22 protein-coding genes are annotated in these 26,569 nt (G+C 63.8%); 7 read left to right on the top strand and 15 right to left on the bottom strand.

Going from position 1 to position 26,569, the window contains the following annotated elements:
- Window positions 1–537: 537 nt before the first annotated feature.
- Together PSEEN_RS14665 and PSEEN_RS14660 are read left to right on the top strand one after the other, a co-directional pair.
- Window positions 538–918: a hypothetical protein gene (locus tag PSEEN_RS14665; protein ID WP_231845271.1), complete on the top strand. Its 381-nt coding sequence runs from the start codon at window positions 538–540 to the stop codon at window positions 916–918.
- 120 nt (window positions 919–1,038) lie between these two features.
- Window positions 1,039–1,539: a methylated-DNA--[protein]-cysteine S-methyltransferase gene (locus PSEEN_RS14660; protein WP_011534320.1), complete on the top strand. Its 501-nt coding sequence runs from the start codon at window positions 1,039–1,041 to the stop codon at window positions 1,537–1,539.
- A gap of 4 nt (window positions 1,540–1,543) precedes the next feature.
- On the opposite strand, the gene PSEEN_RS14655 is transcribed toward PSEEN_RS14660, so the two are convergent.
- Complete coding sequence (locus tag PSEEN_RS14655; RefSeq protein ID WP_011534319.1) at window positions 1,544–1,786, bottom strand: hypothetical protein; 243 nt, start codon at window positions 1,784–1,786, stop codon at window positions 1,544–1,546.
- A gap of 99 nt (window positions 1,787–1,885) precedes the next feature.
- On the opposite strand from PSEEN_RS14655, the gene PSEEN_RS14650 reads away from it, so the two are divergent.
- Entirely contained in the window at window positions 1,886–2,395 is a 510-nt protein-coding gene (locus PSEEN_RS14650; protein ID WP_011534318.1) for a DUF2867 domain-containing protein, read from the top strand.
- 2 nt (window positions 2,396–2,397) lie between these two features.
- Here PSEEN_RS14650 and PSEEN_RS14645 read toward each other — a convergent pair whose 3' ends face one another.
- Window positions 2,398–2,910, bottom strand: coding sequence for a DUF3016 domain-containing protein (locus PSEEN_RS14645; RefSeq protein WP_011534317.1), 513 nt, complete (start codon window positions 2,908–2,910; stop codon window positions 2,398–2,400).
- Window positions 2,911–2,984: 74 nt separating this feature from the next.
- Here PSEEN_RS14645 and PSEEN_RS14640 point away from each other — a divergent pair, with 74 nt between their 5' ends.
- Entirely contained in the window at window positions 2,985–3,680 is a 696-nt protein-coding gene (locus PSEEN_RS14640) for a metallophosphoesterase (protein ID WP_011534316.1), read from the top strand.
- Here the strand turns inward: PSEEN_RS14640 and PSEEN_RS14635 are convergent.
- Both PSEEN_RS14635 and PSEEN_RS14630 read right to left on the bottom strand, forming a co-directional pair.
- A complete protein-coding gene (locus PSEEN_RS14635) occupies window positions 3,658–4,278 on the bottom strand; it encodes a LysE family translocator (protein WP_011534315.1) in 621 nt (206 codons plus the stop codon). The genes PSEEN_RS14640 and PSEEN_RS14635 overlap by 23 nt on opposite strands.
- A 155-nt stretch (window positions 4,279–4,433) precedes the next feature.
- A complete protein-coding gene (locus PSEEN_RS14630) occupies window positions 4,434–5,249 on the bottom strand; it encodes an AraC family transcriptional regulator (RefSeq protein ID WP_011534314.1) in 816 nt (271 codons plus the stop codon).
- Between the two features lie 134 nt (window positions 5,250–5,383).
- Between PSEEN_RS14630 and PSEEN_RS14625 the strand changes: the two genes are divergently transcribed.
- Complete coding sequence (locus PSEEN_RS14625; RefSeq protein ID WP_011534313.1) at window positions 5,384–6,007, top strand: LysE family translocator; 624 nt, start codon at window positions 5,384–5,386, stop codon at window positions 6,005–6,007.
- On the opposite strand, the gene PSEEN_RS14620 is transcribed toward PSEEN_RS14625, so the two are convergent.
- The 10 genes from PSEEN_RS14620 to PSEEN_RS14575 form a co-directional block, all read right to left on the bottom strand.
- A complete protein-coding gene (locus PSEEN_RS14620) occupies window positions 6,004–8,172 on the bottom strand; it encodes an autotransporter family protein (RefSeq protein ID WP_011534312.1) in 2,169 nt (722 codons plus the stop codon). The two genes, PSEEN_RS14625 and PSEEN_RS14620, sit on opposite strands and share 4 nt — an antisense overlap.
- A gap of 93 nt (window positions 8,173–8,265) precedes the next feature.
- Complete coding sequence (locus PSEEN_RS14615; protein ID WP_008095636.1) at window positions 8,266–8,541, bottom strand: peptidylprolyl isomerase; 276 nt, start codon at window positions 8,539–8,541, stop codon at window positions 8,266–8,268.
- 152 nt (window positions 8,542–8,693) lie between these two features.
- The gene (locus PSEEN_RS14610; protein WP_011534311.1) at window positions 8,694–10,646 is read right to left on the bottom strand and encodes an acetoacetate--CoA ligase; all 1,953 of its coding nucleotides are present in this window, start codon (window positions 10,644–10,646) and stop codon (window positions 8,694–8,696) included.
- A gap of 43 nt (window positions 10,647–10,689) precedes the next feature.
- Window positions 10,690–11,460, bottom strand: a complete 771-nt coding sequence (gene hbdH, locus PSEEN_RS14605; RefSeq protein WP_011534310.1) for a 3-hydroxybutyrate dehydrogenase — start codon at window positions 11,458–11,460, stop codon at window positions 10,690–10,692.
- A 10-nt stretch (window positions 11,461–11,470) separates the two neighbouring features.
- Window positions 11,471–12,862 carry a GntP family permease gene (locus PSEEN_RS14600; protein ID WP_011534309.1) on the bottom strand — a complete coding sequence of 464 codons (1,392 nt, stop codon included), beginning with the start codon at window positions 12,860–12,862 and terminating at the stop codon, window positions 11,471–11,473.
- A 334-nt stretch (window positions 12,863–13,196) separates the two neighbouring features.
- A complete protein-coding gene (locus tag PSEEN_RS14595) occupies window positions 13,197–14,582 on the bottom strand; it encodes a sigma-54 interaction domain-containing protein (protein ID WP_011534308.1) in 1,386 nt (461 codons plus the stop codon).
- A gap of 116 nt (window positions 14,583–14,698) precedes the next feature.
- Window positions 14,699–15,715: an ABC transporter permease gene (locus PSEEN_RS14590; protein ID WP_011534307.1), complete on the bottom strand. Its 1,017-nt coding sequence runs from the start codon at window positions 15,713–15,715 to the stop codon at window positions 14,699–14,701.
- Window positions 15,715–16,773: a microcin C ABC transporter permease YejB gene (locus PSEEN_RS14585; RefSeq protein WP_011534306.1), complete on the bottom strand. Its 1,059-nt coding sequence runs from the start codon at window positions 16,771–16,773 to the stop codon at window positions 15,715–15,717. The genes PSEEN_RS14590 and PSEEN_RS14585 overlap by 1 nt, the downstream gene beginning before the upstream one ends.
- Window positions 16,770–18,605 carry an extracellular solute-binding protein gene (locus PSEEN_RS14580; protein ID WP_044488189.1) on the bottom strand — a complete coding sequence of 612 codons (1,836 nt, stop codon included), beginning with the start codon at window positions 18,603–18,605 and terminating at the stop codon, window positions 16,770–16,772. Before PSEEN_RS14580 ends, PSEEN_RS14585 begins: the two co-directional genes overlap by 4 nt.
- A gap of 94 nt (window positions 18,606–18,699) precedes the next feature.
- Window positions 18,700–18,981 carry a peptidylprolyl isomerase gene (locus tag PSEEN_RS14575; RefSeq protein ID WP_011534304.1) on the bottom strand — a complete coding sequence of 94 codons (282 nt, stop codon included), beginning with the start codon at window positions 18,979–18,981 and terminating at the stop codon, window positions 18,700–18,702.
- Window positions 18,982–19,183: 202 nt separating this feature from the next.
- Between PSEEN_RS14575 and PSEEN_RS14570 the strand changes: the two genes are divergently transcribed.
- Window positions 19,184–21,841: a hypothetical protein gene (locus PSEEN_RS14570; protein ID WP_011534303.1), complete on the top strand. Its 2,658-nt coding sequence runs from the start codon at window positions 19,184–19,186 to the stop codon at window positions 21,839–21,841.
- A gap of 367 nt (window positions 21,842–22,208) precedes the next feature.
- On the top strand, window positions 22,209–25,076 hold the full coding sequence (locus PSEEN_RS14565; protein ID WP_044488187.1) for an Ig-like domain-containing protein: 2,868 nt from the start codon (window positions 22,209–22,211) through the stop codon (window positions 25,074–25,076).
- Between the two features lie 93 nt (window positions 25,077–25,169).
- On the opposite strand, the gene PSEEN_RS14560 is transcribed toward PSEEN_RS14565, so the two are convergent.
- Window positions 25,170–26,231 (bottom strand): 3-deoxy-7-phosphoheptulonate synthase, encoded by a 1,062-nt coding sequence (locus PSEEN_RS14560; RefSeq protein ID WP_011534300.1) that lies wholly within the window; start codon window positions 26,229–26,231, stop codon window positions 25,170–25,172.
- Window positions 26,232–26,569 lie beyond the last annotated feature (338 nt).

Genomic DNA, 26,569 nt, shown 5'->3' with positions numbered 1-26,569 from the left:
TGGTTACTGGAGCGGCGTGCAGGTTGGCTACGTTGTTCAGCCCAAGGTCGAGCGCTTCACGTGCACGTCTTCCGTCCATGACCTTGCGAGCTTCCTGTGCTGGGGCACTGCGTGCCGACATGGCCCAGCCTTCGTCCGGAGCCGATTGCAACCCGCTGGGCGACATATGTACGTGCAACTGTCGACGACGTTGCTGCACCAACTTATGGAGGTGTTTCATGGGCGTGCACCTCATGGGTGTCTTCTTGGTTGTGTCACAGGGACTGCCCCTCAGTAGACGCCTGTTTCGCTGTCCCGAGTGGCATGGCAGACCAGCGGTCCGGCCCATGTGAACGAAGGGCTGCCACGCAGGGGCGCCCATGCCTGCGAACTCACCAAACCACTCGATGGCTATAGCCAACCCGCATAGCGTGTCGACCGGGTGCGGCTAAAATAGTTAGCTAGCGTAGCATCTGGGTGTCTAGCGCGATTTCATAACTAAAAAGGGTCAGTCCGCAGCTTTCCAACGTTTCTCGGCGGGGGATCGGAAGGTGTTGCATGAAATGCTCAATCAAGCGGTCGAAGGCGGCTTTCACGTTACTGGTGCTGGCCAGTGCTTGCAGCCTGTTGCTAGGCGGTTGCGCGAACAACACGGATGTTCGCGCGGGGCATGACTACACGTCCGGCATGACGGCAAGGAACCCGCCGCAATACCTGGGTTGCGTGCAAGGTGAGTTGCAAGGTGGTGCGAAGACCTACCTGCTGCAAAGCAACGGCACGGTTGAGCTTTTCGTCGACAGTACCGACCCCCGCAAAGCCTCTGGCCTGGTCGAGATGCAGCAGGTGGATGGGCAATACAAGTTCCTCGCCTACCAGCGTGATGCCTGGTACGACAAGGGGCGTCTGCTCGACGCTGCGCTCATGTGTTCGCGGGCCTAGCCCACTGCTTCGTGCCTGGGCCGAGCTTTGGTCCAGGCATGACCAGTGGGCAAGAAAGCGGATGCGCCGCCGCGAAGGGATGGGTAGAGTGAGCCTTCGCTTTCACGGCAGGAGCCCGCCATGTCGAACGCTTTCACGCTGCAGTCTTCTCCCGTCGGCACCCTGACCCTGGTGGCCCGGGGCGAGCGCCTGGCCGCCGTGCTCTGGGAGCACGAGCGCGAAAACCGTGTGCGGCTGGGCGAGTTGCACCGCGATGATCATCACCCCGTGCTGCGCGAAACCGCCCGTCAACTGGGCGAGTACTTCGCTGGCACGCGGCAGCACTTCGAGCTGGACCTGGATTTTGCCGGCACCGAATTCCAGCGCCAGGTGTGGGCGGCGCTGCTGACCATCCCCTTCGGCGAGACCCGCAGCTACAGCGACATCGCCCGGCAGATCGGCAACCCCGACGCGGTGCGGGCGGTTGGCGCGGCCAACGGGCGCAACCCGATCTCGATCATCGCCCCGTGCCACCGGGTGATCGGCGCGTCCGGCAGCCTCACCGGCTTCGCGGGCGGGCTGCCGGCCAAGCAGTTTCTGCTGGCGCTGGAGGGGCGCCAGAGCCTGGCGCTGGATTTCTGAAGGTTCAGCCGAGCCAGGCGCAGAGCAACCCCAGCACGACGGCAAGCAGCGTCCCCGCGGACAGGCCGTAGTGGCGATGGGCGCGGCGGGCATGGGCCTGGACCTCACGCAGGTATTGGCCAGGAGGCGGGCCTTCAGGGCGATGGCGCAGGCCTTCGACGATGTCCGCCAGGCGTCCGCGGATCAGCAGCCCCACCAGGTAGTAGCTGGAGGCATAGCTGCCCAGGGCCAGTATCAGGTACTTCATGTCGACTCCATCCTTGGCGCAGGTTCGTGCACGGAGCATACAATCGAGCCGTCCGCCCTCACCAGCGGGAGGGCGTCGATTTCATGGAAGGAGATGACGATGAGCCACGCCGCACCGATTCCGACAGACTCCCTGATCGCCGAGCACGCCCAGCGGGCAGGGTTCCGCCATTGCCGGGCGATCGAGCTGGCCGGCCCGCACCAACCCGCCATGGCCCACTTCCTGCGGCTGATGGCCGGCATGCCCGGCTGGATCGACGCGCTCATGGTGCTGCGCAATCGCCTGGTCGGGCTGTTCGGGCTCAAGGACCTGGGGCGGCTGACCGCCATTGATCCTGCTCGCCCGCCTGGCAGCTACCGGCCTGGGGACCGGGTGGGCATCTTCACGCTGTTGGCCAGCACCGAGGACGAAGTGTTGCTGGCCGATTGCGACCGCCACCTGGATGTGCACATCGCCCTCACGCGACGCCCCGCAAGCAACGGCCGGTGCCTGGTACTGGTGAGCACGGTGGTGCGCACCCATAACCTGCTGGGCCGGTTGTACATGCTGCCAGTGGCGCCGTTCCACAGGCTGATCGCACCGCTGGCGCTGGCCCGCCTGCGCGATTGAGTTCAGGACGGCGGCAACTGGGCGAAGCGCTGGCGGAACCAATCGCTGAGCATGGCCTTCTCGGTGAACAGGCGATCACCGCTGGCCTGGCGGCCGGGGCGGCTGAGGTACATCTTGTCGCTCAGGTGTTCCTGCGCCTGAACGGCGGGGTGGCCGGGTTGGGTCAGGGTATAGACCAGGTCGATGCTGGGCCAGGTGATGTCGCGCATGAAGCGCACCTCGTAGGCCTGGCTGTGCCAGGGCTCGAAACGCCCCGCCAGGTCGATGTCGCGGATGTCGATGACCAGCTGTTGGCCTGGCTGCAGGTAGCGCTGGCCGAGTTTCTGCAGGTGTGCGGTGATGGCCTGCATCACCTGGGTCTCGGCGCCGCGCTCGTAGCCTGCGCTGTCGAGGCTGGCATCGCGGAAGTTCTCCGGGTGTTCGAATTGAACGTCGACCTGTGCGGCCGGGGTGCCCTGTGCCATGCTGTCAAATGCCAGCACCATCAGTACGGCACAGGCCAGGGGGGTACGCATGCTGCACCTCCGGGTGTGGATGATCTGCCCGCCCATTTTACGCCTGTGCCGGGGACGCCGCAGAGGACGATGCAATGAGCCGTTACCGGCGGATAGCCGCCAACACCCGCGGGCGCGACTTGGCCGTGGGCGATATCCACGGGCATTTCCAGCGCTTGCAAGCCTGCCTGGAGGATGTGGGTTTCGATCCGCGAGTCGATCGCCTGTTCAGCGTGGGCGACCTGGTCGACCGTGGGCCGGACAGCGAGAAAGCCCTGGAATGGCTGGCCGAGCCCTGGTTCCATGCGGTGCAGGGCAACCACGAGACACTGGCGATCAACCACCTGTACGGCGGCCGGGTGGACCTGGACATGTACCGTGCGGCGGGGGGCGGCTGGTTTATCGACCTGCCGGAGCATGAGCAGCAGCCTTTCGTGGATGCCTTCCTGACGATGCCCATCGCGCTGGAGGTCGAAACCTATCACGGGCCGATCGGCCTGCTGCATGCGGACAGCCCGTTCAGTGATTGGGCGGCGCTCAAGGAAAGCCTGCGCAACGATGACGATCCTGAAGTGCGGGAGATCTGCCAGTGGTCGCGGCGGCGCCTGAGGGAAGGCGACGAGCATCTGGTCGAAGGCCTGCGTGCCTTGGTGGTCGGGCATACACCGTTGCTCAGGATGAAAGTGCTCGGTAACGTCTGGCACCTCGATACGGGTGGCTGGGGCAGTGGCCACTTCAGCTTGCTCGACCTCGCATCGCTGACACTGATCAACCCCATGCCAAGTGAATGAGCACGCCACCTGCCAGCAGGATCAGCATCATCCCTGAAGCCCGCTCCAGCCACGGCAGCACCCGGGCAAACCGTTGCAGCACCCGCGGGTTGCCGATTGCCAGGGCGACCAACAGATCCCAGGCCAGGACGAGACTGAACATCCAGAGCCCGTAGCCGAACTTTACCCAGGCCCCTGCGCTGGCGACCAGGCTTGCCAGGCTGGCATAGAACAGCGCGTTCTTCGGGTTGAGAACGCCCGAGGCGAAGCCCATGCCCAGGCTGGCAAACCAACCGCCGGGTGACCCCGCGCCAGTGCTTTGCGCACTGGCCAGGCTGCCATGCCCGGCATGCCTCAGGAACCGTTGCCCGATGTAGATCAGGTATCCGCAGCCTGCCAGTTGCAGGGCCATGAACAACACGCTGCCATCGTGCAGGATGGACACTCCGGCGAAGGCCATGCAGATGAACAGGCCATTGGCCAGGGCGATACCCAGGCAGGCGCCGCTGGCCACGCGCCAACCGGCGTTGACCGACGTGCGGGCGACCAGGAAGAAGTCCGGGCCGGGGGAGAGCAGGGCGAGGAAGTGGGCGGTGGCGATGAGCAGGAACTGTTCCATGGGACGGTTTTCGTGTGTAGGGAAAACCGTAGTCTGTCGATAGCCTTTCACGGGGTATTGAAGAAAATTGCACCCGCCCGATACCTGTAGGAGCCAGCCTTGCTGGCGAAAGGCATTGCAAGGTGGTGGCAGGCGTTCGCCTGCAAGGCTGGCTCCTACAGATGCGCGCGGCGGTAGGCGCCGGGTGTCACTCCCGCGTGGGCCTTGAACACCCTTTGGAAGTGACTCTGGTCGGCGAACCCCAGCTTATAGGCAACCTCCGCCAACCCGTGCCCCTGGCGCAGCAACTGGCGCGCCTTGCTCACCCGCGCATTGAGCAGGTACGCGTGGGGTGTCATGCCGGTGGCGGCGGCGAACGCGCGGATCAGTTGGTAACGCCCCAACTGCGCCTGTTGCGCCAGGCGGTCAAGGTTCAATGTCGCCAGGTCGTCGTCATCGACACGCGCGACCAGCTCCTGCAGGATCGAGGGCGGTAGCGGCGGGGCTGGTCGTAACGCAGGATGCCCGGAGAAATCGTGGTCGCCGATGAACGTCACCAACGCCGCGTCCTTCTCGATTGGCGCGGCGGGTGAAAACAGCAGTGCATTGAGCGCGCAGAACTGCCGATAAAGCCCCCGTGAAACACTGATCCGCGCCGGCGCCCCAGGCTCGCCAGCGGCGACCCCGGACTCCAGGCGCAAGCCGCGCAGCCAGTCGGCGTCCAGGTGCAGCATCTGGTAGCTCCAGGCCTGGCCAGGTTCTGGGTTACAGGCATGCACCCGCTGCGCCGGGACCAGCACCAGGGTGCCGGGCGTAAGGCGCACTTCACCTACTCCGGCGCCGGTAAAGCGGCTGCAACCAGCATCCACCGCGCCGATGGAAAAGGTCGGATGGCTGTGGGCCTTGTAGCAGGCGCGGCTGTGGCAGGCGCGCCGGCTCTCGACATGGGGCAGGGCCGGGTCGTGCCAGATTTCACTGCTTGAAGAAGACATGGCAAGGGCCAGGGGTATCCGCAGACGGCAGCAGTGTAATCGCTGGCGACTGTTGCGGCCATTTGCCGGGCGACTGTGCTTGACCCAAGCACGGGGCGGCGCGACGCTGCACGGGTCCTTGAAGGAGAAGAAGAATGGACCTGTCGAGCCTGTTGCTGTTCATCCCTGCCTGCTTTGCCCTGAACATGGCCCCAGGGCCGAACAACCTGCTGTCCCTGCACAATGCCAGCCGCTATGGCCTGCGCACCGCTTGCGTGGCCGGTGGCGGCCGGCTGCTGGCGTTCAGCGGGATGATCGCCCTGGCCGCCATGGGCCTGGCGGTGGTGCTGCACACCAGCGAATACCTGTTCCTGGCGATCAAGGTGCTGGGCGCGGGCTACCTGTTCTATATCGCCTGGCAACTGTGGCGGGCGCCGGTGGGCGAGGCGCAGGTGGCGGGGGATCAGCCGCGCGGCACTTGGAAACTGGCACGCCAGGAGTTCTGGGTGGCGGCCGGCAATCCAAAGGCGATCCTGATCTTCACCGCTTTCCTGCCGCAGTTCGTCACCGTAGGCGGCGCCACGCCGGTCAGCGAGCAGTTCCTGCAATTGGGCGTGCTGTTCCTGCTGCTGGAATGGGCGGCCATCGCGATCTACGCAGGGCTGGGCGCCTACCTGCAGCGCTGGTTCGAGCGCCCGGGGCCGCGCCGGGTGTTCAATCGTGTCAGTGCTTCGCTGCTGGGTGCTGCCGGGCTTGGGTTGCTGGCTGCCCGTCGCTAGAACTGCCAGCGTACCCCCAGGTTCACGCCGCTGGCTTCCTGCTGGCGGCTGTCGAGGTTGCCGCTGTACAGCACTGCGCCGTGCAGGCTCAGCGCATCGCTGATCTGGGCGACCAGGCCAGCTTCGAGTTGCAGCGAGGTGTAGCGGTAGTCGGTCTTGATCCTGTCCGCATGGTTGAAGGTCAGGGTGTCGCGGCCACCGTCCCCATGCCACAGGTCGAGCTGGACATAGGGCTGCAGCAGGCGCACACCCAGATGCTCGAAAGCACCCTCCAGGCGCACGCCCAGGCGACCGGTGAATTCGACCTGGGCATCGTGGCTGACGTGCGAGACGCTGTCGCTGGCGCTGTCCAGCGCGGTCTTCTGGACAATCAGCTGGGCTTGGGGCTCCAGCGTCCACTGATGTGACAAGGCGATGGGATAGCCCGTTTCGACCGAGGCCGCCCAGGCATGGCCATCGATATCGAGCTTGCCGCCACGATCGGAGCGGGCGCGGCCGTCGAAGCGGGTGTATTGGAGCACACTGTCGAGGTACCAGCGCTGCGGCCCGACAAGGCTCCAGTAGGCGCCGACACTGTCGCCATCGAGTTTCAGGTCGCCGACACGGCGATCTTTTACCGCCAGGGCGAAACCCTTGACGTCGGCATCCAATCGGCTGTGGCCGAGATACAGGCCCATGTGCTGGCGATAGCCACTGTCGCTGGCATGAGCATATAGGTCCTGGCCCACCTTGAATCCATGCAGGTTGCCATCCAGGCTTGGGCTGACCGTGCCGCTCCACTGTTGGCGCAGGTGACCACCGTAGGCTTGGCCCCAGCTTGCGGGCAGCGCGCCATTGCCGGCGAGCAGGTGTTGGTCACCCTGGCGTTGGTGAAAGGTGCCCAGGGCCTGCCGAGTGATGATCGCGGCGCCCCGGGCAGCTGAGGCATAGACCGGCACTTCGGGGCGATACAAGGGAAGGTTCCGGCCAGGGATTGGCGTGGGAAGCGCATCCAGGCCTGGGGCAGGCGCGGCAATCGGAACTTGAATGGTTGGCTCACCCGCACTGGCTGGCGGCGGCGCCACCAGGGTGGAGCGCAAGTACCAGTTGTTTTCGCTGCCAGCGGTCACGCCACCTTTGAACAGGCGATAGTCGTAGGCACCGGCCGAAAGCGTCTGGGTCTGGACGAAGGCCGTGTCGCCGCTGGTAGCGCCCTCGCGGGCCTCCACCACCTGGATGCCGTTGCGCGCCGTGGCTGCGCCTGCACCGCCGAGATTGTCGACCTGCAGGTTGGTGCTGCCGGAAATGCTGCCCAGGCTTACCACGAGGCGGTCGGAGGCCGCCTCGTCACCCGCCAGCACACTCTTGAGTTTCAGCGTGCCGTTGTCGCCGAGGTAGTCGCCGTTCAGGGTGAGGCGCCCTTGGGCATCGTTGCCTGTGCTCAGGTCGATCAGTCCTGCGTTGCGTACGGTGATTTTCTGGCCAGGGATGAATGCCGCTACCATGCCTTGCCGTGAAGACAGTGTGCTGCTGGCGTCGATGGTGAGTATTCCAGTGGCGCTGGTGCCGTCACCCAGGGTGAGGGTGTCATCGAGGCGTAGATGGCTGTTGTCGTTGAGCCAGATCACCTCCCAGTAGGTGTAGTCGGTGCCTGTGCTGAGCTGGCTGCCCTGGAAGACCAGGCTGTCATTGCCGGCGCCACCGTCGAGGCGTGTGAGCTGGGTCTTGCCGCCGAGGCCGCTGACGGTTACTCGGTCGTCGCCGGAGCCGGTGTAGACCCGGCCGCCGATGCTGCCGCCACGGAGGGTGAACGTGTCGTCGCCACGTTCACTCAGCAGGTCGCCCTCGATGCGAGTGTCAACTGCCGTGTCCTGGGACATGATGAATACGTTGTTGGCGAGATTGAGGTCCACCCGTCCAATCGTGCCACCTTCGAATCTGGCCGAGTCACCATTCTCGAAGACACCTTTGATATGCCCGCCGGTCATCTTGAACGTGTCGTAGCCATCACGCTGGTTGAGGGAGTCGACGGTTCCGCCCGTCATGATGACGTCGTCGATGGCTTCGGTCTGCACCACCGCGCCCAGGTTGTCGCCCGGTGAAACCGTCAGGGTCTGGGCGTGAGCGAGCAGTGGCAGTGTGAGCAGGGGGAGGGTGATAGGCGCAAGCAGGGGCAGATAACGCATTGGCAGGTCTCCGTGTCCATTCGGAACTGCCTGAGTTGTAGGTAAATGCCCGCTGCCAGACAACTGGCAGAAATGCCAGGTGACGAGTTGAGATCAATCGCGGTAGAACGTTTGCACCAGGTGATAACCGAACTTGCTCTTGATTGGCCCGTGCACCACGCGCAGGGGCTTCTTGAAGATCACCTGGTCGATGGCGCCGACCAACTGGCCCGGGCGCACCTCGCCCAGGTCGCCGCCGCGCTTGCCGGAGGGGCAGGTGGAGAACTTCTTCGCCAGCACGTCGAAGGCCTCGCCGTTGGCGATGCGCTGCTTGAGCTTCTCGGCTTCGTCAGCGGTCTTGACCAGGATGTGGCGGGCTTGGGCTTTCATGGCGAGGTACCTGTACTTCGAACGGCAGATGGAGGCCGCCATTATGCCTGACGATGGCCTCTGTAGGAGCGGCTTCAGCCGCGATCACCCGCGAAGCGGGTGCCACGCATCGCGTTGCTCGCATCGCGGCTGAAGCCGCTCCTACAAAGGGTTCACGCCTTGAGCTCCGCACGGTCGCGGAACTGCTCCAGCGCCTCGGGGTTGGCCAGGGCATCGGTGTTCTTCACCGGCAGGCCATGCACCACATTGCGGATCGCCAGCTCCACCAGCTTGCCGCTGAGGGTGCGCGGGATGTCGGTGACCTGGGCGATCACCGCCGGCACATGGCGCGGCGTGGCGTACTGGCGGATCACCTGGCGGATGTGCTGGCGCAGTGTATCGTCCAGTTGCAGGCCGTCGCGCAGGCGCACGAACAGTACCACGCGGATGTCGTTGCCCCAGTCCTGGCCGATGGCCACGCTTTCCAGCACTTCCTCGACCTTTTCCACCTGGCGGTAGATCTCCGCGGTGCCGATACGCACCCCGCCCGGGTTGAGCACGGCGTCCGAGCGGCCGTGGATCACCAGGCCGCCGCCGGGATACTCCTCGGCGTAGTCACCCTGGCACCAGACATTTTCGAATTGGCTGAAATAGGCGTCGTGGTAGCGGCTGCCATCGTCGTCGCCCCAGAAACCCAGTGGCATCGACGGGAACGGCTGGGTGCAGACCAGCTCGCCTTTCTCGCCGATCACCGGCTTGCCGTGCGCGTTCCACACTTCGACCGCCATGCCCAGCGCCTTGCCGGCAATTTCACCACGGCGCACCGGCAGCAGCGGGTTGCCCGCCACGAAACAGGCGACGATATCCGTACCGCCGGACATGGACGCCAGGCACACATCGGGTTTGACTCGGGTATACACGTAGTCGTAGCTGTGCGGCGACAACGGCGAGCCGGTACTGAGCAGCAGGCGCAGGCTGTCGAGGCGATGGGATTTCGCCGGCTCCACCCCGGCCTGTTCCAGCGCCGCCAGGTACTTGGCGCTGGTGCCGAAGGCCTGGATACCTTCGGCGTCGATCAGGTCGAGCAGGCGCTCGGGGCCCGGGTGCAAGGGCGAGCCGTCGTACAGCACCACGGTGGCGCCGACCGCCAATCCGCTTACCAGCCAGTTCCACATCATCCAGCCGCAGGTGGTGTAGTAGAACAGCACGTCATCCGCTTTGAGGTCGTTGTGCAGGCCGTGCTCCTTGAGGTGCTGCAGCAGCACGCCACCGGCACGGTGGACAATGCACTTGGGCACGCCCGTGGTGCCGCTGGAGTAGAGGATGTACAGCGGGTGGTCAAAAGGCAACGCGGTGAAGATCGGTGCGCCACCGGGTTTACAGAAGTCGTCCCAGAGCCTGGCGTTAGCGTGGGTAAACTCGTCTGCCAGGGTATTGGAGCGTGTGTAGGGCACGACGAGCACTGTTTCCAGGCTCGGTAATTGCTCGGTGACCTGGTTGATCTTCTCCACCAGGTCGAGCGCTTTCCCCGCGTACTCGCAGCCAGCGCAGGCGATCAGCACCTTGGGGGCGATCTGCCCGAAGCGGTCGATGATGCCGTGGGTACCGAACTCGGGCGAGCAGCTTGACCAGACCGCGCCCAGGCTGGTGGCGGCGAGCATGGCCACCAGGGTTTCCCAGGTGTTGGGCATCACGGCGGCAATCCGGTCGCCGGGCTGGATGCCGGCTTGCTTAAAAGCCCGTTGCAAGCCGGCCACCTGGGCGGCAAGTTCGTTGTGAGTGAGCTGGCGACGGGTGCCATCCTCACGCACGGCGATCACGGCGGTGCGATCATCGCGCCGCTGCAACAAGTGTTCGGCGAAGTTGAGCGTGGCGTCGGTGAACCAGCGGGCGTCGGCAATCCGTGGGCCTTCTTCCAGCACGTGAGTGGGCGGTTCATGCCAACGAACGTGAAAGTACTCGCTGAGGGTCTGCCAGAACTGTGGACGGTGTTCGATGCTCCAGCGGTGCAGGGCCGCATAGTCGTCCAGCTGGAGGTTGAAGCGCAGGTTGACCCGGCGGCGGAAGGCGTCCATCCGGCTGGCTTCGATCCGGGACGTACTGGGGCGCCAGAGTACATCGTTCATGGGAACCTCCACTGCATAGGGGACCGAGCCGCACGGCCCACCCTCACTGGGCGAGCCAGCCGCCGTCGACATTCCAGGCGGCGCCGCGGACCTGGCTGCCGGCCTCGCTGCACAGGAACAATACCAGTTCGCCGAGGTGGCGGGGTGTCACGAAGGCCAGGGACGGCTGCTTCTCGGCCAGCAGGTCGTGCTGTGCCTGCAGCGGATCGCCACCCTTGGCCGCACGATCATCGATCTGCTTCTGCACCAGCGGGGTCAGCACCCAGCCTGGGCAGATGGCATTGCAGGTGACGTTGCTGGTGGCGGTCTCCAGCCCGATCACCTTGGTCAGACCGACCACGCCATGCTTGGCGGCCACGTAGGCGGCCTTGCCGGTCGAGCCTACCAAGCCATGCACCGAGGCGATGTTGACGATACGTCCCCAACCCCGTGCGCGCATGCCCGGCAGCGCCAGGCGGCTGCCATGGAACACCGCCGACAGGTTGAGGGCGATGATCTTGTCCCAGGCCTCGACCGGAAACTGCTCGACCGGCGCCACGTGCTGGATGCCGGCGTTGTTGACGAGGATATCCAGCGCGCCGAACTCGCGCTCGACCAGGGCGAACATCTGTTCGATCTGCGTCACGTCGGACAGGTCGGCGGGATGATGGGCGACTTTCACGCCGTGGCGGGCGATTTCGGCGAGGGCCGGTGCCGGGTCGCCAAAGCCGTTGAGCAGGATGTTCGCGCCGGCCTCGGCCAGTACCTGGGCGATGCCCAGCCCAATGCCGCTGGTGGAACCGGTGACCAGTGCGGTCTTGCCTTTGAGCGTCATGCCGTTCTCCTCAAACGATGCCGGTGGCGTAGAACGTGGCGATGACCACGAACACGGCCAGGGTCTTGATCAGGGTAATACCGAAAATATCCTTGTACGCCTCGCGGTGGGTCAGCCCGGTCACCGCCAGCAGCGTGATCACCGCGCCGTTGTGCGGCAGGGTGTCCATGCCGCCGCTGGCCATGGCCGCGACCCGGTGCAACACCTCGAGGGGAATATGCGCGGCGTTGGCGGCGGCGATGAAGCTGTCGCTCATGGCGGCGAGGGCGATGCTCATGCCGCCGGAGGCCGAGCCGGTGATACCGGCCAGCAGGGTCACGGTGATGGCTTCGTTCACCAAGGGGTTGGGGATGCCGCGCAGGGCGTCGGCCAGTACCAGGAAGCCTGGCAGCGAGGCGATCACCGCGCCGAAGCCATACTCCGAGGCCGTGTTCATCGCCGCCAGCAAGGCGCCGCTTACCGCGCTCTTGGTACCTTCGGCCAGGCGCTGGCGAATCGTGCCGAAGGCGCACACCAGCACCATCAGGATGCCCACCAGCAGCGCCGCCTGCACCGCCCAGATCGCCGTGAGCTTGGCCACGTCGCTCTGCACCGGCGCGGCCATGCCCGGCAGTTGCAGGGTGTGGCTGGCGCCGTACCACTGCGGGATCCAGTGGGTGAACAGCAGGTTCATCACCCCCACCAGGATCAGCGGGGCCAGGGCCAGCCAGGGGTTGGGCAGGGCGAGGTCGTCGGCGGTTTCCGGTTCGTTGCGCAGGTCGCTGCCATAGCCTTCGCCGCGGCGCTGGGCCTTGTTGCGCTGGCGCTGCAGGTAGAGCATGCCGGTGCAGAACACGAACAGCGTGCCGATCAGCCCCAGCCAGGGCGCGGCCCAGGCAGTGGTGTTGAAGAAGGTGCTGGGGATGATGTTCTGGATCTGCGGCGTGCCGGGCAGGGCGTCCATGGTGAAGGAGAACGCGCCCAGGGCGATGGTCGCCGGGATCAGCCGCTTGGGGATGTCGCTCTGGCGGAACATCTCGGCGGCGAACGGGTAGACGGCGAACACCACCACGAACAGCGACACGCCGCCGTAGGTGAGCAGGGCGCAGACCAGCACGATCACCAGCATCGCCTGGCGGGTGCCAAGCAGGCGAATGGCGGCGGCGACGATCGAGCGCGAGAAGCCGGACAGTTCGATCAGCTTGCCGAACACGGCGCCGAGCAGGAACACCGGGAAGTACAGCTTGATGAAGCCGACCATCTTCTCCATGAACACCCCGGTGAAGGTCGGGGCCACCGCTGACGGGTCGGTGAGCAGCACGGCGCCGAGGGCGGCGATGGGGGCGAACAGGATGACGCTGTAGCCGCGGTAGGCGGCGAGCATCAGCAGGGCGAGGGCAGCCAGGGCGATGAGCACGGTCATCGAGGGGTCTCCAGGGTATTGTTTTTATGGTTGCCGGGGAGATAGCGGGAATCGTGCCAACTATTAAGTTATTGATTTTATTGAGCAATACAAAAAACCAAGCGTATTTCGTCTCGTATTTGAGACTTCTTGGCCAGGCAACAGCTTTGTTGCGTGTTCAAGATCGAGTGCCGCCCGCGCGGCGCATCGCAACGTGCCGTACATGTGATTCACCACGGCTTTTCGGGCACCTGTAGGAGCGGATTCATCCGCGATGCGCCGCGTGGGCGGCGCTCGGTTTCAAAGGCGCTGCTGCTCTCCGGTCACGCATCTCAAATTTGAAACAAAAATCTCATTATTGAGACTCAATGCCCAGCGCGACCATCTTCTTGTACAGCGTAGACCGCCCCAACCCCAACGCCTGCGCGGCCTGCGGCACATTCCCGGCATGCCGCGCCAAGGCATCCACAATCAAGCCGCGCTCGAACCGTGCGCAGGCCTCACGATAGTCCAGCTGAGTCGTCTCGATCGCCACCGGGCTCAGTGGTCCCAGGGCGTTCTTCAGCTCCTGCACCCCCAGGCGCGGCTGGTCCGCCAGCAACGTCGCCCGTTCCAGCACATTGCGCAGTTCACGAATGTTCCCTGGCCAGGCATGCCGCCCCAGCAGCGCCTGGGCCTCGGCGTCCAGCTCGTACTGGCTGCCCAGCTCGGCAAGGATTGCCTCGCACAGCGCTGGCAGGTCCTCCAGCCGTTCACGCAGCGGCGGCACGTCGATCGGCAGCACATTCAACCGGTAATACAGGTCGGCCCTGAACGCCCCGCGGGCCATCGCCGCTTGCAGGTCGATGGAGGTGGCGGCGATGATGCGCACGTCGCTGCGCAGCATCTGGTTGGAGCCCACCGGTTCGTATTCTTTCTCCTGCAGCACCCGCAGCAGCTTGCTTTGCAATGCCAGCGGCATGTCACCGATCTCGTCGAGGAATAGCGTGCCGCCTTCGGCCAGTTGCAGCTTGCCGCTGCGGCCCTTGCGTTCGGCGCCGGTGAAGGCGCCGGGGGCGGTGCCGAAGAACTCGGCTTCGAGCAGGGTCTCGGGTATCGCCGCGCTGTTGATGCTGACGAACGCCTTGTGCGCCCGGGGCGAGGCGGCATGGATGGCATGGGCCAGCAGCTCCTTGCCGGTGCCGGTCTCGCCGAGCAGCAGCACCGGCGAGTCGCTGCTCGCGCCACGGCGCGCACGGCGTTTGGCTTCCAGGCAGGCGGCGCTGCTGCCGACGAACTGGGCGAAGCTGTAGCGGGCCTGGCGGGCGCGCAGTTGCGAGCGGGTCGAGGCCAGTTCCTGCTGCATGCTCGAATAGCGCTTGAGCAGCGGTGACAGGCTGCGCAGCTCGTCGAACAGGGCAAAGCCGATGGCGCCGATCAGCCTGTCCTGGTCGTCGTGGATGGGGAGGCGCATCACCACCAGCGGTTCGTTGGGGGTGTCGAGCATGTCCAGCAGGATGGGCTTGCCGTTGTTCACCACTTCGCGCATCAGGCTGCCGGGGATCACCGCCTCGCAGGGCTGGCCGATGGCACTGGCGGCGTCGGCCAGGCCGAAGCGCCGGGCGTAGCGCTCGTTCATCCAGACGATGCGCGCCTGGCGGTCGACGATCACCGTGCCCTCGCTGGACTGCTCGATGATCTCGAACAGCGAGCGGATCGCCAGTTGGCGGACCTGGGGGTAGTCCTTGAGGTTGTCGTGCATGGTAGCGAAGCTCAATTGAAAAGTACGTGTAGGAGCGGCTTCAGCCGCGAACACCGGCGCAGCCGGTGCCATCCATCGCGTCGCCCGGTTCGCCGGCAAGGCCGGCTCCTACAGGGTTACCGGCGTGGGTCGAACGCCTCGCGCAGCGCATCGCCGATGAATACCAGTAACGACAGGATCAGCGCCAGGGCAAAGAACGCGGTAAAGCCCAGCCACGGCGCTTCCAGGTGCTGCTTGCCCTGGGTCACCAGCTCGCCCAGCGAGGCGCTGCCGGCCGGCATCCCGAAACCGAGGAAGTCCAGCGCGGTAAGGGTGGTAATCGCCCCGGTGAGCATGAAGGGGATGTAGGTCAGCGTCGCGTTCATCGCATTGGGCAGGATATGCCGCAGCATCACCTGGTTGTCCGGCAAACCCAGCGCCCGTGCGGCCTTCACGTACTCAAGGTTGCGCCCGCGGAGAAACTCGGCGCGCACCACATCGACCAGGGCAAGCCACGAAAATAGCGCCATGATCCCCAACAGCCACCAGAAATCTGGCTCGACGAAACCGGACAGGATGATCAGCAGGTACAGCACCGGCAGCCCCGACCACACCTCCAGCAAACGTTGCCCGAGCAGGTCGACCCAACCGCCGTGGTAACCCTGCAAGGCGCCGGCAGTCACGCCGATCAGCACGCTGAGCACGGTCAGGGCGAAGGCGAACAGCAGCGACACGCGGGTGCCGTACAGCACCCGGGCCAGCACATCACGCCCCTGGTCGTCGGTACCCAGCCAGTTGCTCGCGCTGGGTGGGCTTGGGGTGGGTACCTGCAGGTCATAGTTGGGGGTGTCGGCGCTGAACGGGATCGGCGCGAACAGCATCCAACCGCCCTGGCCCTCGATCAGCTGGCGCACGTACTGGCTGCGGTAGTCGGGCTGGAACGGCAGTTGGCCGCCGAACTGCTGCTCGGTGTAGCGCTTGAGCGCGGGGGTGTAAAGCTCGCCCTTGTACGAGAGCAGCAATGGCTTGTCGTTGGCCACCAGTTCGGCGCCGAGGCTGAGCAACAGCAGGCCGGCGAACAGCCACAAGGAGACCCAGCCCAGGCGATTGTCGCGAAAACGCCTGAAACGACGTCGGGAAACCGGGGAAAGCATCAGTGCGCCCTCGCGTCGAAGTCGATACGTGGGTCGAGCGCGGTATAGCAGAGGTCACCGACCAGGCGGATCAACAACCCGGCCAGGGTGAATATGAACAGCGTGCCGAACACCACCGGGTAGTCCCGCGACACCGCCGCCTCGTAGCTCATGCGCCCGAGCCCGTCGAGGGAGAAGATCACCTCGATCAGCAGGGAGCCGGCGAAGAACACGGTGATCAGCGCCTGGGGCAGGCCGGCCACCACCAGCAGCATGGCGTTGCGCAACACATGGCCGTACAGCACCCGGCGTTCGCTCAGCCCCTTGGCCCGGGCGGTGACCACGTACTGGCGGGCGATCTCGTCGAGGAAGGCGTTCTTGGTCAGCAGGGTCAGCGTGGCGAAGCCGCCGATCACCAGGGCGCCCACCGGCAGTACCAGGTGCCAGAAGTAGTCGGCGAGCTTGCCCAGCAGGCTGAGCTGGTCGAAGTCGTCCGACACCAGCCCGCGCACCGGGAACCAGTTCAGCGAGGTGCCGCCGGCGAACAGCACGATCAGCAGCAGGGCGAACAGGAACGAGGGCAGGGCATAGCCGATCACGATCAGCGCGCTGCTCCAGGCGTCGAAGCGGCTGCCGTGGCGCACCGCCTTGCGGATGCCCAGCGGGATCGACACCAGGTAGGTGATCAGCGTCGCCCAGAAGCCCAGCGACAGGGTGACGGGCAGTTTGTCGAGGATCAGGTCGGTGACCTTGGCGCCACGAAAGAAGCTTTGGCCGAAGTCCAGCCGGGTGTACTGGCCGAGCATCAACCACAGGCGTTCGGGGGCCGACTTGTCGAAGCCGTACTGGCGCTTGATCTCGTCGATCAGCTTCGGGTCCAGGCCGCGGGTGGCGCGGGACTCGCTGTGCACGGCCTCCACCCGGGCACCCGGCGCGCCGCCGCCGATGCCTTGCAGGCGCGCCACCGCCTGCTCCACCGGGCCGCCCGGCGCGGCCTGGACGATGGCGAAATTGACCAGCAGGATCGCCAGCAGCGTGGGGATGATCAGCAGCAGGCGGCGCAGGATGTAGGCGGTCATGGTGAAGTGTTCCGCAGTGCATCCATCTGTTGGTTGGTCAGCGCTGTGGGGCTGACCTCCCACCAGGTGTCCAGGCCTTCGTCATAGGTGGCCTGCACCTTGGGCAGGCCGAAACGGTTCCACCACACGGTCGAGCTGCCGGGCGGGTAGTAGTTGGGGATCCAGTAGTAGTTCCATTGCAGCACCCGGTCCAGGGCATGGGCGTGGCGCAGCATGTCGGCCTGGGTGCTGGCGCGCACCAGCCCGTCGATCAGGTGGTCCACGGCCGGGTCCTTGAGCACCATCTGGTTGTTCGAGCCCGGGTCGTTGGCCGCCGCCGAACCGAAGTAGTTGTACAGCTCGCTGCCCGGCGACAGGGTCACCGGGTAGCCGGTGACGATCATGTCGTAGTCGCGGGCCATCAGCCGGTTGACGTACTGCGCCGAGTCGACGTTGCGAATGTTCAGCTCAATGCCGATCTGCGCCAGGTTGCGTTTCCATGGCAGCAGCAGGCGCTCCATGCCCGGCTGGCCATTGAGGAAGGTGAAACTCAGCGGCTCGCCCTGGGCGTTCACCAGGCGGTCGCCCTCCGGGTGCCAGCCTGCGGCCTGGAGCAGCGCAAGGGCTTGCAGTTGCTGAGGGCGGATGATGCCCGAACCGTCGGTAACCGGTGCCGTGAACACCTTGTCGAATACTTCGTCCGGCACCTGGCCGCGCAACGGCTCGAGCAGCTTGAGCTCATCCGCGTCGGGCAGCGCACGTGCCGCCAGCGGGGTGTTGGAGAACAGGCTCTGCTGGCGGATGTACAGGTTGCGCATCATCTGCCGGTTGCTCCACTCGAAATCCCAGAGCAGGGCCAGGGCCTGGCGCACGCGACGGTCCTTGAACTGCGGCTTGTCCAGGTTGAACACGAAGCCTTGGGCGACCTGGGGCTTGGCCGGGCCGAGCTGGGCACGCTGCAGGCGCCCGTCATCGAGTGCCGCGCCGTTGTAGCCCAGGGTGTAGGCGGTGGCGGAGAACTCGCGGTTGTAGTCGTAGCCGCCGCCCTTGAGCACCTGCCGCGCCACCTCGGTGTCGCCGAAGTACTCAATGCGCAGGTGCTCGAAGTTGTACTGGCCACGGGTGGCAGGCAAGTCCTTGGCCCACCAGTTCGGGTCGCGTTCGAAGGTGATGCTGCGCCCGTTGTCGATCCGCTCGATACGGTACGGGCCGCTGCCCACCGGCTTGTCGAAGCCGGCGCCGTTGGCAAAGTCGCGCTGCTGCCAGTCGTGTTCGGGCAATACCGGCAGGCTGGCGAGGTCCAGCGGCAGGGTGCGGCCGTGGGGCTGCTTGAAGTCGAAGCGCACGCACAACGGGCCTTCGACCGTCACCCGGGCCACGTCGGCGAACTGGGTGCGGTACTTGAGGCTGCCCTTGCTCATCAGCAGCTCGAAGGTGAAGCGCACGTCCTCGGCGCGCACCGGCTTGCCGTCGGCGAAGGTGGCGCGCGGGTCGATGTCGAAACGCAGCCAGGCGTCGTCCGGGCCACGCTCCATGCGCCGGGCGATCAGGCCATAGACGGTGTAGGGCTCGTCGAGCGAGCGCAGCGCCAGGGGCGCGTACAGCCAGCCATCGACCTGGCTGACGCCGATGCCTTTGTCGATGTAGGGCAGGATATGGTCGAATTGGCCGATCTCGAGGGCCGAGCGGCGCAGGCTGCCGCCCTTGGGGGCGTCGGGGTTGACGTAGGCGAAGTGCTGGAAGCGTTCGGGGTAGCGGGGCGCTTCACCGTAGACGGTGAGGGCGTGGCTCGGGGCGGCGTTGGCCATGCACGACAACATCAGGCCACAGAAAGCCTGTAGGAGCGGATTCATCCGCGATAGCGCCCTCCCAGGCAACACCATTGCCTGGCCTGACGCGTTCGCGGATGAATCCGCTCCTACAAGGCCGGTCATCGTCGGCGATGACTTAGTCCTGACGGCTGGTCACTTCCAGCAGGTGGTAGCCGAACTGGGTCTTCACCGGACCCTGCACGACGTTCAGCGGCGCGCTGAACACCACGGTGTCGAACTCACGGACCATCTGGCCCGGGCCGAACGAGCCCAGGTCGCCGCCCTGGCGGCTGGAGGGGCAGGTGGAGTTGGCCTTGGCGATTTCGGCGAAGTCGGCGCCGGCTTCGATCTGGGCCTTGAGTTCGTTGCACTGGTCTTCGCTGCTGACCAGGATGTGGCGGGCGGTGGCGCGGGCCATGGGGATGCTCCTCAGGTAAAAAGGGTAAGCCTAGCGCACTTGCACGGATCAAGTCTCGTCGGGCTTGTCACGAGCTGCCTATAGCACGGTCGAAGAATGCCTGCGCACTGACCGACCTGTCATTTTTGCCAGTTGTTGACGACTGAGTTCTGTTTATACCTTGGTGTCGTCATATCAACACGCCACGCGCAGGGAGTCGAAGATGTCAACCATTGATAGCAGTACTCAATTACCGCTCAAAAATGCAACTATCTTCCAGGATGACTCGGACGGAACCGCCCAGATCCAGAACGAACTGTCTGGTTTCGCGGAACTGCTCAAGAAGAAGTACCCGAATGATGCGCCGTCCGAACTGCCACGGCCGATGGTTTACGGTGCGGTAAAAGGCCTTTCCAAGGCAGACCAAGGCATAAGCGATGAATTGCTCAACGAGCATGATGAGGGCTTGTTGGTAATTGTTCCTGCGTATCCAGGCATGAAGGCAGGTGACCGGCTCCTTCTCTTGTGGGGAGAGGCGGTGGTTCAGAGAGCTGAAGTCACTGCTGGCAACGTTGGTAAATACTTGAGTTTGCGCGTACCCGCCGACAAGGTGCCTAAAGGTGAAAGCTGGTTGCGCTTTTTGTTGAACCCGAATACTGCCAACCTTCGATACTCACCCGCAAACGCCACCCTCGTGCTCATGGGGAAGCCAGGCGTGCTCGGTGGCGAGGGTGCCGGTGAAGAACTGGCCGCGCCGGTGGTCGAATTGCCGGCCTCGAAGATAATCGGTAGCGCAGAAGCCAAGGCTAAGGTCAAGGTACGTATCCCCGATTACCGCAATAAAAACAACCAGGACGTCATCACACTCTACTGGGGAGATCAAACTGTCACGTATGTCGTCAAAGACAAGAACGCGGCGATCGTGATCGAGGTGGATGAGAATATTATCAAGGCCGCTGGTGACAGCACGGCGTTGCCGGTCTACTACTTCGTGGCCAATGAGGTGGGCAGTGAGTCCGAATGGTCGAAAGATGCATTTGTCACGGTCAAGTTGCAGGCTGCCGAACTACTGGATGCTCCGGTGGTGCTGGGCAGCGACGGCGCTGTCATCGGTGAGATCGATCTGAGTGAGCTGCATGCAGATCATGTCGTGGTCAGGGTCACGGGGCAGTTCAAGGCTAAAGATAAACTCGTTTTGAACTGGAGCGGAACGACGCATGCTGGCCAATGGATTGAGCATACCTTTGGCTCCGAAGAGCTTGTCCAGGACAGCGCGACATATACCTTTAATGTCCCCAGGCAGATCGTGAGTGTATTGTCTGGTGGTAGCGTGCGCTTGAGTTACACACTGACGCGCAACGGTGTCAACACGTACTCTAAAACGGCTTTCGTCCATATCAAGGGGGCTGCAACCGACTTGCCAGCGCCGACGCTGAACGTGGACAACAACCAGGACTATTGGATCAGTGCCGATCACGAGTATGTCCATGCACTGGTCCCTGTCGAGGCGGCATTGCTCAAGGGCGATACGGTTACCGTTAAGTGGGTTGGCACCGCATCCGATGGCAGTGTCAAGATAATGAGCAGCAAAATATACACTATGGACGAGGAACATAAAGGCAAGGTTTTGGCAATTAGTCTGCAGGGCGCAGAATTTATCAAGCCGTTCGATGGCGGGTGGGTCGATGTTAGCTACGAGATCACTCGTGGCAAGCAGAAACTGAAATCTCAAGTCGCTAGTTACGATGTGGGCGAACCGGCAGAAACGCTGCCGCCACCTTTTACCACCCCCGAGTTGCTGGAGAACACCCTGAATCCAGGCCTGCCAGCCTACGAGTACGACATGCAAGTGTTCGTGCCTGAGCAAGCTGCACAACCCAGGCCGTGCACGATTACTTTGTACTGGGAGACGTCGGAGGGTGGATACCATGAGGTGCCGCAGAAATTGGACGCAGGGGGTGTACTGAGCCATTTCAAGATTCCCGCAGACAAGCTTCAGCCCAAGGGAGACAAGCCGGTCCGGGTGTGGGTCTATTACAGGGTCGAATGGGAGGGCAAGCCTTCGAGACTGTCCGAAGACTTTACTTTCTTGATCGCGACGGCGGACATCCTGAAAAACATGTACCCGCCACTGACTGTCCCATCCGCCAGCCAGGGCAAACTCGATCTGGGTGCCATCGGCCCCGATGGTCTGGTGCTGGAAGTGCCACGCTATCACGGTATGGCCGAAGACGATCTGATTCAAATAAAACTGAATGGAGTGACCATCAAGAAACACCAGGTCAAGGTTGTTGGGAAGCAGGAAGTAACGCTGGCGGCAATGGACTATTCGGGCCTGGAGGGGCAGTCAAAAGTAGTTTTGACTTACGAGGTTGAGCATTATCCGTCGGGTAAAAAAGGCCTTTCGCAACCTGTCACTCTGACGCTGGAAGGTAAGTTCAAAGTGTATCCGGTATATGAGGGGCTCGAATCGCACCCAGGTGGTGTCTTGATGGTGGGTAAAGTCAATGAGTTCCCATCCATGAAGGTTCGGCTGGGTGCTGGGAGCGCATCAATAGTGGTTAGCGATTGTCGGCCGCCTATGCGTGGAAGTCATTTGTATGTGCATGGTAATGCCAGTGTTTCTTTCGTTTTAAATGCAGTTGCGCGTCGGGTGTCGTTTGACATCATCTCTATAAGCGGGTCGAGCAGAGATGTTTTGTTCTATGGGGTAGATGGTGTGTGTACGGCCACTGTAAAGACACCTCAGTTTGCTGCCGGTCAACCGGTTTACACTACAAAGTTCAGCTTCACTTCACCCCATAGGCCGATCACGCAGTTTTGGATACCTGCAGGGGGCGCTGCCCTGTACATCGACAACTTCGAGTTTGAGCCTGCCTGAAAGCTTGTGCCGTTCTCGTTGAAATCTATATGACTTGAGTCAAGTGTTCACCTGCCGCAGCCTGTCTGTGGCAGGTTTTCTTTTTTGCGCTTGTTGGATATCTCGGATGACCGAGATGCTGAAAGTGTTGAGTGCAGCGGGTGTGCAACGGTGGGGCAGCTCCGGCGGTGAGCTACTTCGAGCTGGTGGTAGCAGAACTATCTTTCGGGCCTTGAACAATGCTCCGCGGCGCGTCGATGACTTCATTACTGACGAGAATATGTCAGGCAGGGTGTCCAACCTGTTATTTCTGCTAGTTGTGCCTTGTTGGGGCAGCAAGGACATTAGGCGATGAGCACTGGCGCTCCTCAAACGGTGGGCAGCATTCATGGACCTCGATTATTTCAATCAACTCGGTGGTGATGTACAGAGTGAACCGGCGAAACTGGTGGTACCCGACGGTAGTCAGGCTGAGCCACCGAGTGAGCTTGCGCCGCTGCCAGGCGGCGAAGGGGTCATGATGTTCTCGACACCGGCCCCCGAGCCGGAACCGAAGCGGGTGCTGGAGGGGGTGGAGGACTTCAACCAGGCCTTCCATCTGAACAGCGGCATCATGGGCCCGGGGACCATGGCCGTGCGTCCAGCCTTCCCGACCGGAGCCCGCGCGCCAGTGGTGGGCGCGCACTTCGGGCTCAACCGCGCTGCTGTGCATGTCAGTCCGGTCACCGGGCTGCCAGTGACCCTGCAGGCCTACGACAACATGAGCGCGGGAGACCGCATCGAGCTGTTCTGGCACCCGGCTGGGCAACCCAACCCGATTGCCGTGCGCACCGAAGTGGTCTCGGAAGAACAGGCGCAGGCGGGTGCCAATATCAGTTCCAACGTACCGATCGAGCGCGCAGTCACCGGTTTCGCCCAGTGGTATGTGCGGGTCACTCGGGTGGCTTCGCAGAACCCGGAAGACTCGGTGAAGCTGACGGTGTTCTACAAGGACACCTTGCCCGGCGGCCCGGACCGGCGGCCCGATGAGGCCTGGCATTCGGAGCTGCACGCCGCGCAGCTGGTACTGCCGGAGGCGCTGACGCCCGGGCTGCAGATTCCGGTCACCCTCGATCCGTACCCGCTGATGCGGGTGCGGGATGTCATCACCCTCAGCGTGGGCGGGGTCTTCTTCACCCACACGCTGGAAGAGGGGGAGGTCGACAATCAAGTCTCCTTCCTGATCGCTGCCGACCAGCTGGAGTCGATCAAGGACCTGGAGGTCGTGCATGTGGTCTGGCGGGTGCATGATGAGGTGGAGAACTTCTCGGAGAAGTGGTCCGGTGTGCTCGAACTGCTGCCTGAGTTCGATGACGGTTCGTTGCTGGAGTCTCCCCAGGTCCTGATCGGTGACGAGATCCATGAGGGTCAGCTGTCGCTGGACGAGGTGGGCTCGCGGGATGCACGGATGCAGGTGTACGTGATGCGCCCGATCGTCCTGTTGGGCGACAAGCTGCGGTTCATCTACGAGATCACGACGGTCGACGGTCAGCGTTTCACGGTTACGCTGCCCGATATCGTCATCCAGCGGACAGTCAGCGAACCGTACCCAGGGGATCGCTTTGGCACGATTCCTAACGCCGACTTGGTAAGGGCGGCGAACGGGCAGTTGCGGGTCAGCTACCAGGTGTACCGCAATGGCGAAATGGTCTGGCGCTCGCGGCGCAATACGTTGACGGTGCAAGGCAGGGTCCAGCGCCTGCCGGCGCCGGGTGTGGTTGAAGCGGTGGGTGGTCTGTTACCCGGTAACCTGGCGGCGATCACCGCCAGGATTGCGTGGCCCGGAATGAGCCTGGGCGATCGAGTGCGACTGGTGCTGAGCGGTCGCTCGGCGAGCGGCGTGATCGAGCGGACAGTGCCATTGGCGCGGGTGTCGCAGAATGAGGCGAGCCTGGGCCGCATGGAGCGCACGGTGGCCGATCAATTCTCGCTGCTGAACGGTGGAAGTCTCGCAGTCAGCTATGAAGTTGGTCAGACGGGGGCCGCAGTGCAGCCATCCGATCCGTTGCATTTGTTGGTAGGCGAGCAGGTAGACCTGTTGCGGGCACCGATCGTGGTGGGGTTGGAAGACGGGCTGCTGCGTCCGGGAGGGGCGGTGACGGTCAACATTCCTGTGCCGCTGCAGGATGATGACCGGGTGACCTTGAGCTGGACCGGGCGCACGGCGGCAGCCACGTTCACTGATGTCCAGGTGGCGGACGCCGGTGTGCCCATGGCCTTCAGCGTGCCGGCAGGCGTTGTGGAGGCAGGCCTGCGTCAAGCCATTCAGGTGTTCTACACGGTGCGCAACGGCAGTGGCGTGCGGCTGTCGGGCACGGTGACCCTGATCATCGCCTCGGCCGATACGCCCTGGGACAAGCGCCCGCCGGTGTCGCTGGAGGCGGCAGGTGGGCTGCTCGACCCGGCCCGGGTGCCGCTGACGCCGGGGGCGACGTTCACAGTGGCGTACCAGGGCATGTTGCCGCTGGACCAGGTGCGGTTGCTGTTTGACGGTGATCCGGGTTTCAAGAGCGAGGTGCAGACGGTCGACCAGATCGGCACCTTGACTTTCCACGTACCGCGCAGCGTGGTGCTGGCTAATGTCGGCAAGGATGTCATTGTCCGCTATGAGCGCAAGCGGCATGGGCAGATTGACTTTGCCTTCTCCGACCCTTTGCGGTTGAGGGTGAACGCGGCGATGAGCATCGACACTCGCACCATGGTACTGAACGGAGTTTCGGTGAAGATGGCAGGGCGTCCAAGGACCGGATTGGACTCGATTGGCAATACAGCGGTACGAACCCCGACGGGTGGAGGAAACCGTTACACCTACACTTCAAACAATGCGGCCGTGGCATCGGTAACCACACAAGGGAAGGTGACGGGGAACAGGAACGGTAACGCGATTATCTCGGTAACTGATGGAAGCAGTACGGTGTCTTATCCCGTTCAAGTCACCAATGTTGTCGAAGCTGTGGTCAACACGACACGAATGAGCCCTACGCAATTCAGCAACTGGGCGGCGAGTGTTGCCGGTGCATCGACGCTCACCACCGCCCAGGAAAATGACATTCGGCGGGTCTACAGCCAGCCGTTCACTTACCACACCTGGGTGTACAACCGGGCGCCGGAGGGTTATCAGTTCTGGAACTATGGCCCTCAGCTGATCCATCACTGGATCCCCGCGAGCGCCGCGCATAACTCAACCATGCTGGGTGTTGTATTCAGGCCGTTGTGAGGGCGCCACGGTCATGAAGACGCCCGCACTGCGTCGAGGCGCAGTGCGGGTGTTCTACCAATGACCATCGACAATGAATTCACCTGCCGCCGATCACAGCCGCCCAGCCGCTTCGCGCAGCATGGCTTCGGTGGAACTCCACCCCAAGCACCCATCGGTAATCGACACCCCATACTTCAACACCCCCTTGCCCAACGCCTGGCAACCGTCGAACAGGTGCCCTTCAAGCATCACCCCGACAATCGAGCGATCCCCACCCAACCGCTGCGCCAGCACCTCCTCGAACACCGCCGGCTGACGCGCCGGGTCCTTACCGCTGTTGGCATGGCTGCAATCGACCATGATCCGCGCCTGCAACCCGGCCTTGGCCAGCCCCTGGCGTGCCTGGGCGATGCTGGTGGCGTCGTAGTTCGGGCCCTTGTGGCCGCCGCGCAGCACCAGGTGGGTGTCTGGGTTGCCGAGGGTCTCGATGATCGCCGGGTAGCCTTGCGCATCCATACCGAAATGCCGGTGCGGGTGGGCGGCGCTGCGCATGGCGTCGCAGGCGATGCCGATGCCGCCGTCGGTACCGTTCTTGAAGCCCACGGGCAGCTCCAGGCCACTGACCATTTCGCGGTGGATCTGCGATTCGGTGGTGCGTGCACCGATGGCGGCCCAGCCCAGCAGGTCGTCGAAGTAGCCGGCGGCCATCGGTTGCAGCAGCTCGGTGGCGATCGGCAGGCCACGTTCGATCATACTCAGCATCAGGCCACGGGACAGGGCGATGCCGGCGTGCATGTCGTCGCTGCCGTCCAGGTGTGGGTCGTAGGCCAGGCCTTTCCAGCCCACGGTGGTGCGGGGCTTCTCGACGTAGGCGCGCATCACCAGCAGCAGCTTGTCGTCGACTTCGCGGCTGAGGGCGGCGAGGCGGTCGGCGTATTCCAGGGCCGAGCGCGGGTCGTGGAGCGAGCACGGGCCGACCACCACCAGCAGGCGCTCGTCGCGGCCTTCGAGGATGGCGCGGATCGCTTGGCGGTGAGCCTGGACTTGCTGGGCGAGTTCGGTGGGCAGCGGCATCTGCTGCTTGAGCAGGTGCGGGCTGGGCAAGCGTTGGCTGACGGTGCTGTTGGCCGCTTGCGGTTGGGTCAGGGGCAGGGCGAGGTTGGTGGCTTGCATGGCGTTTATTTCCCTGGGCGGACGGCGGGTTCTGGCCCGCGTGGTCGGCCCTATCGAGGTGTTCGACGGGTCGTCAAATTGGGTTGTTGTGCGGCATTGCCACCGGAAATCGACCGAACGGAGGCGGCAGGCTGGCCCGAACGGGATTGGCTAAATCGCCAGGTGTAGGTGTTGGCGTAGCAGTAGTTGGCGTAGTTCATGAATCGGTCCTCAATGTAAATCGGTGTTTTTCGTGGGCCTGGAAAAGCAAAACCCCCGGTCGGGGAGCCGACCGGGGGTTTGAGTATTCTCATGTTCGGCGGCCCCTCGAAGGTGGGCGCCGTGTGGGTATCAGCGGC

Source organism: Pseudomonas entomophila L48, assembly GCF_000026105.1.
Taxonomy (GTDB): domain Bacteria; phylum Pseudomonadota; class Gammaproteobacteria; order Pseudomonadales; family Pseudomonadaceae; genus Aquipseudomonas; species Aquipseudomonas entomophila.
This window is presented reverse-complemented; position numbering and strand designations above follow the sequence as displayed.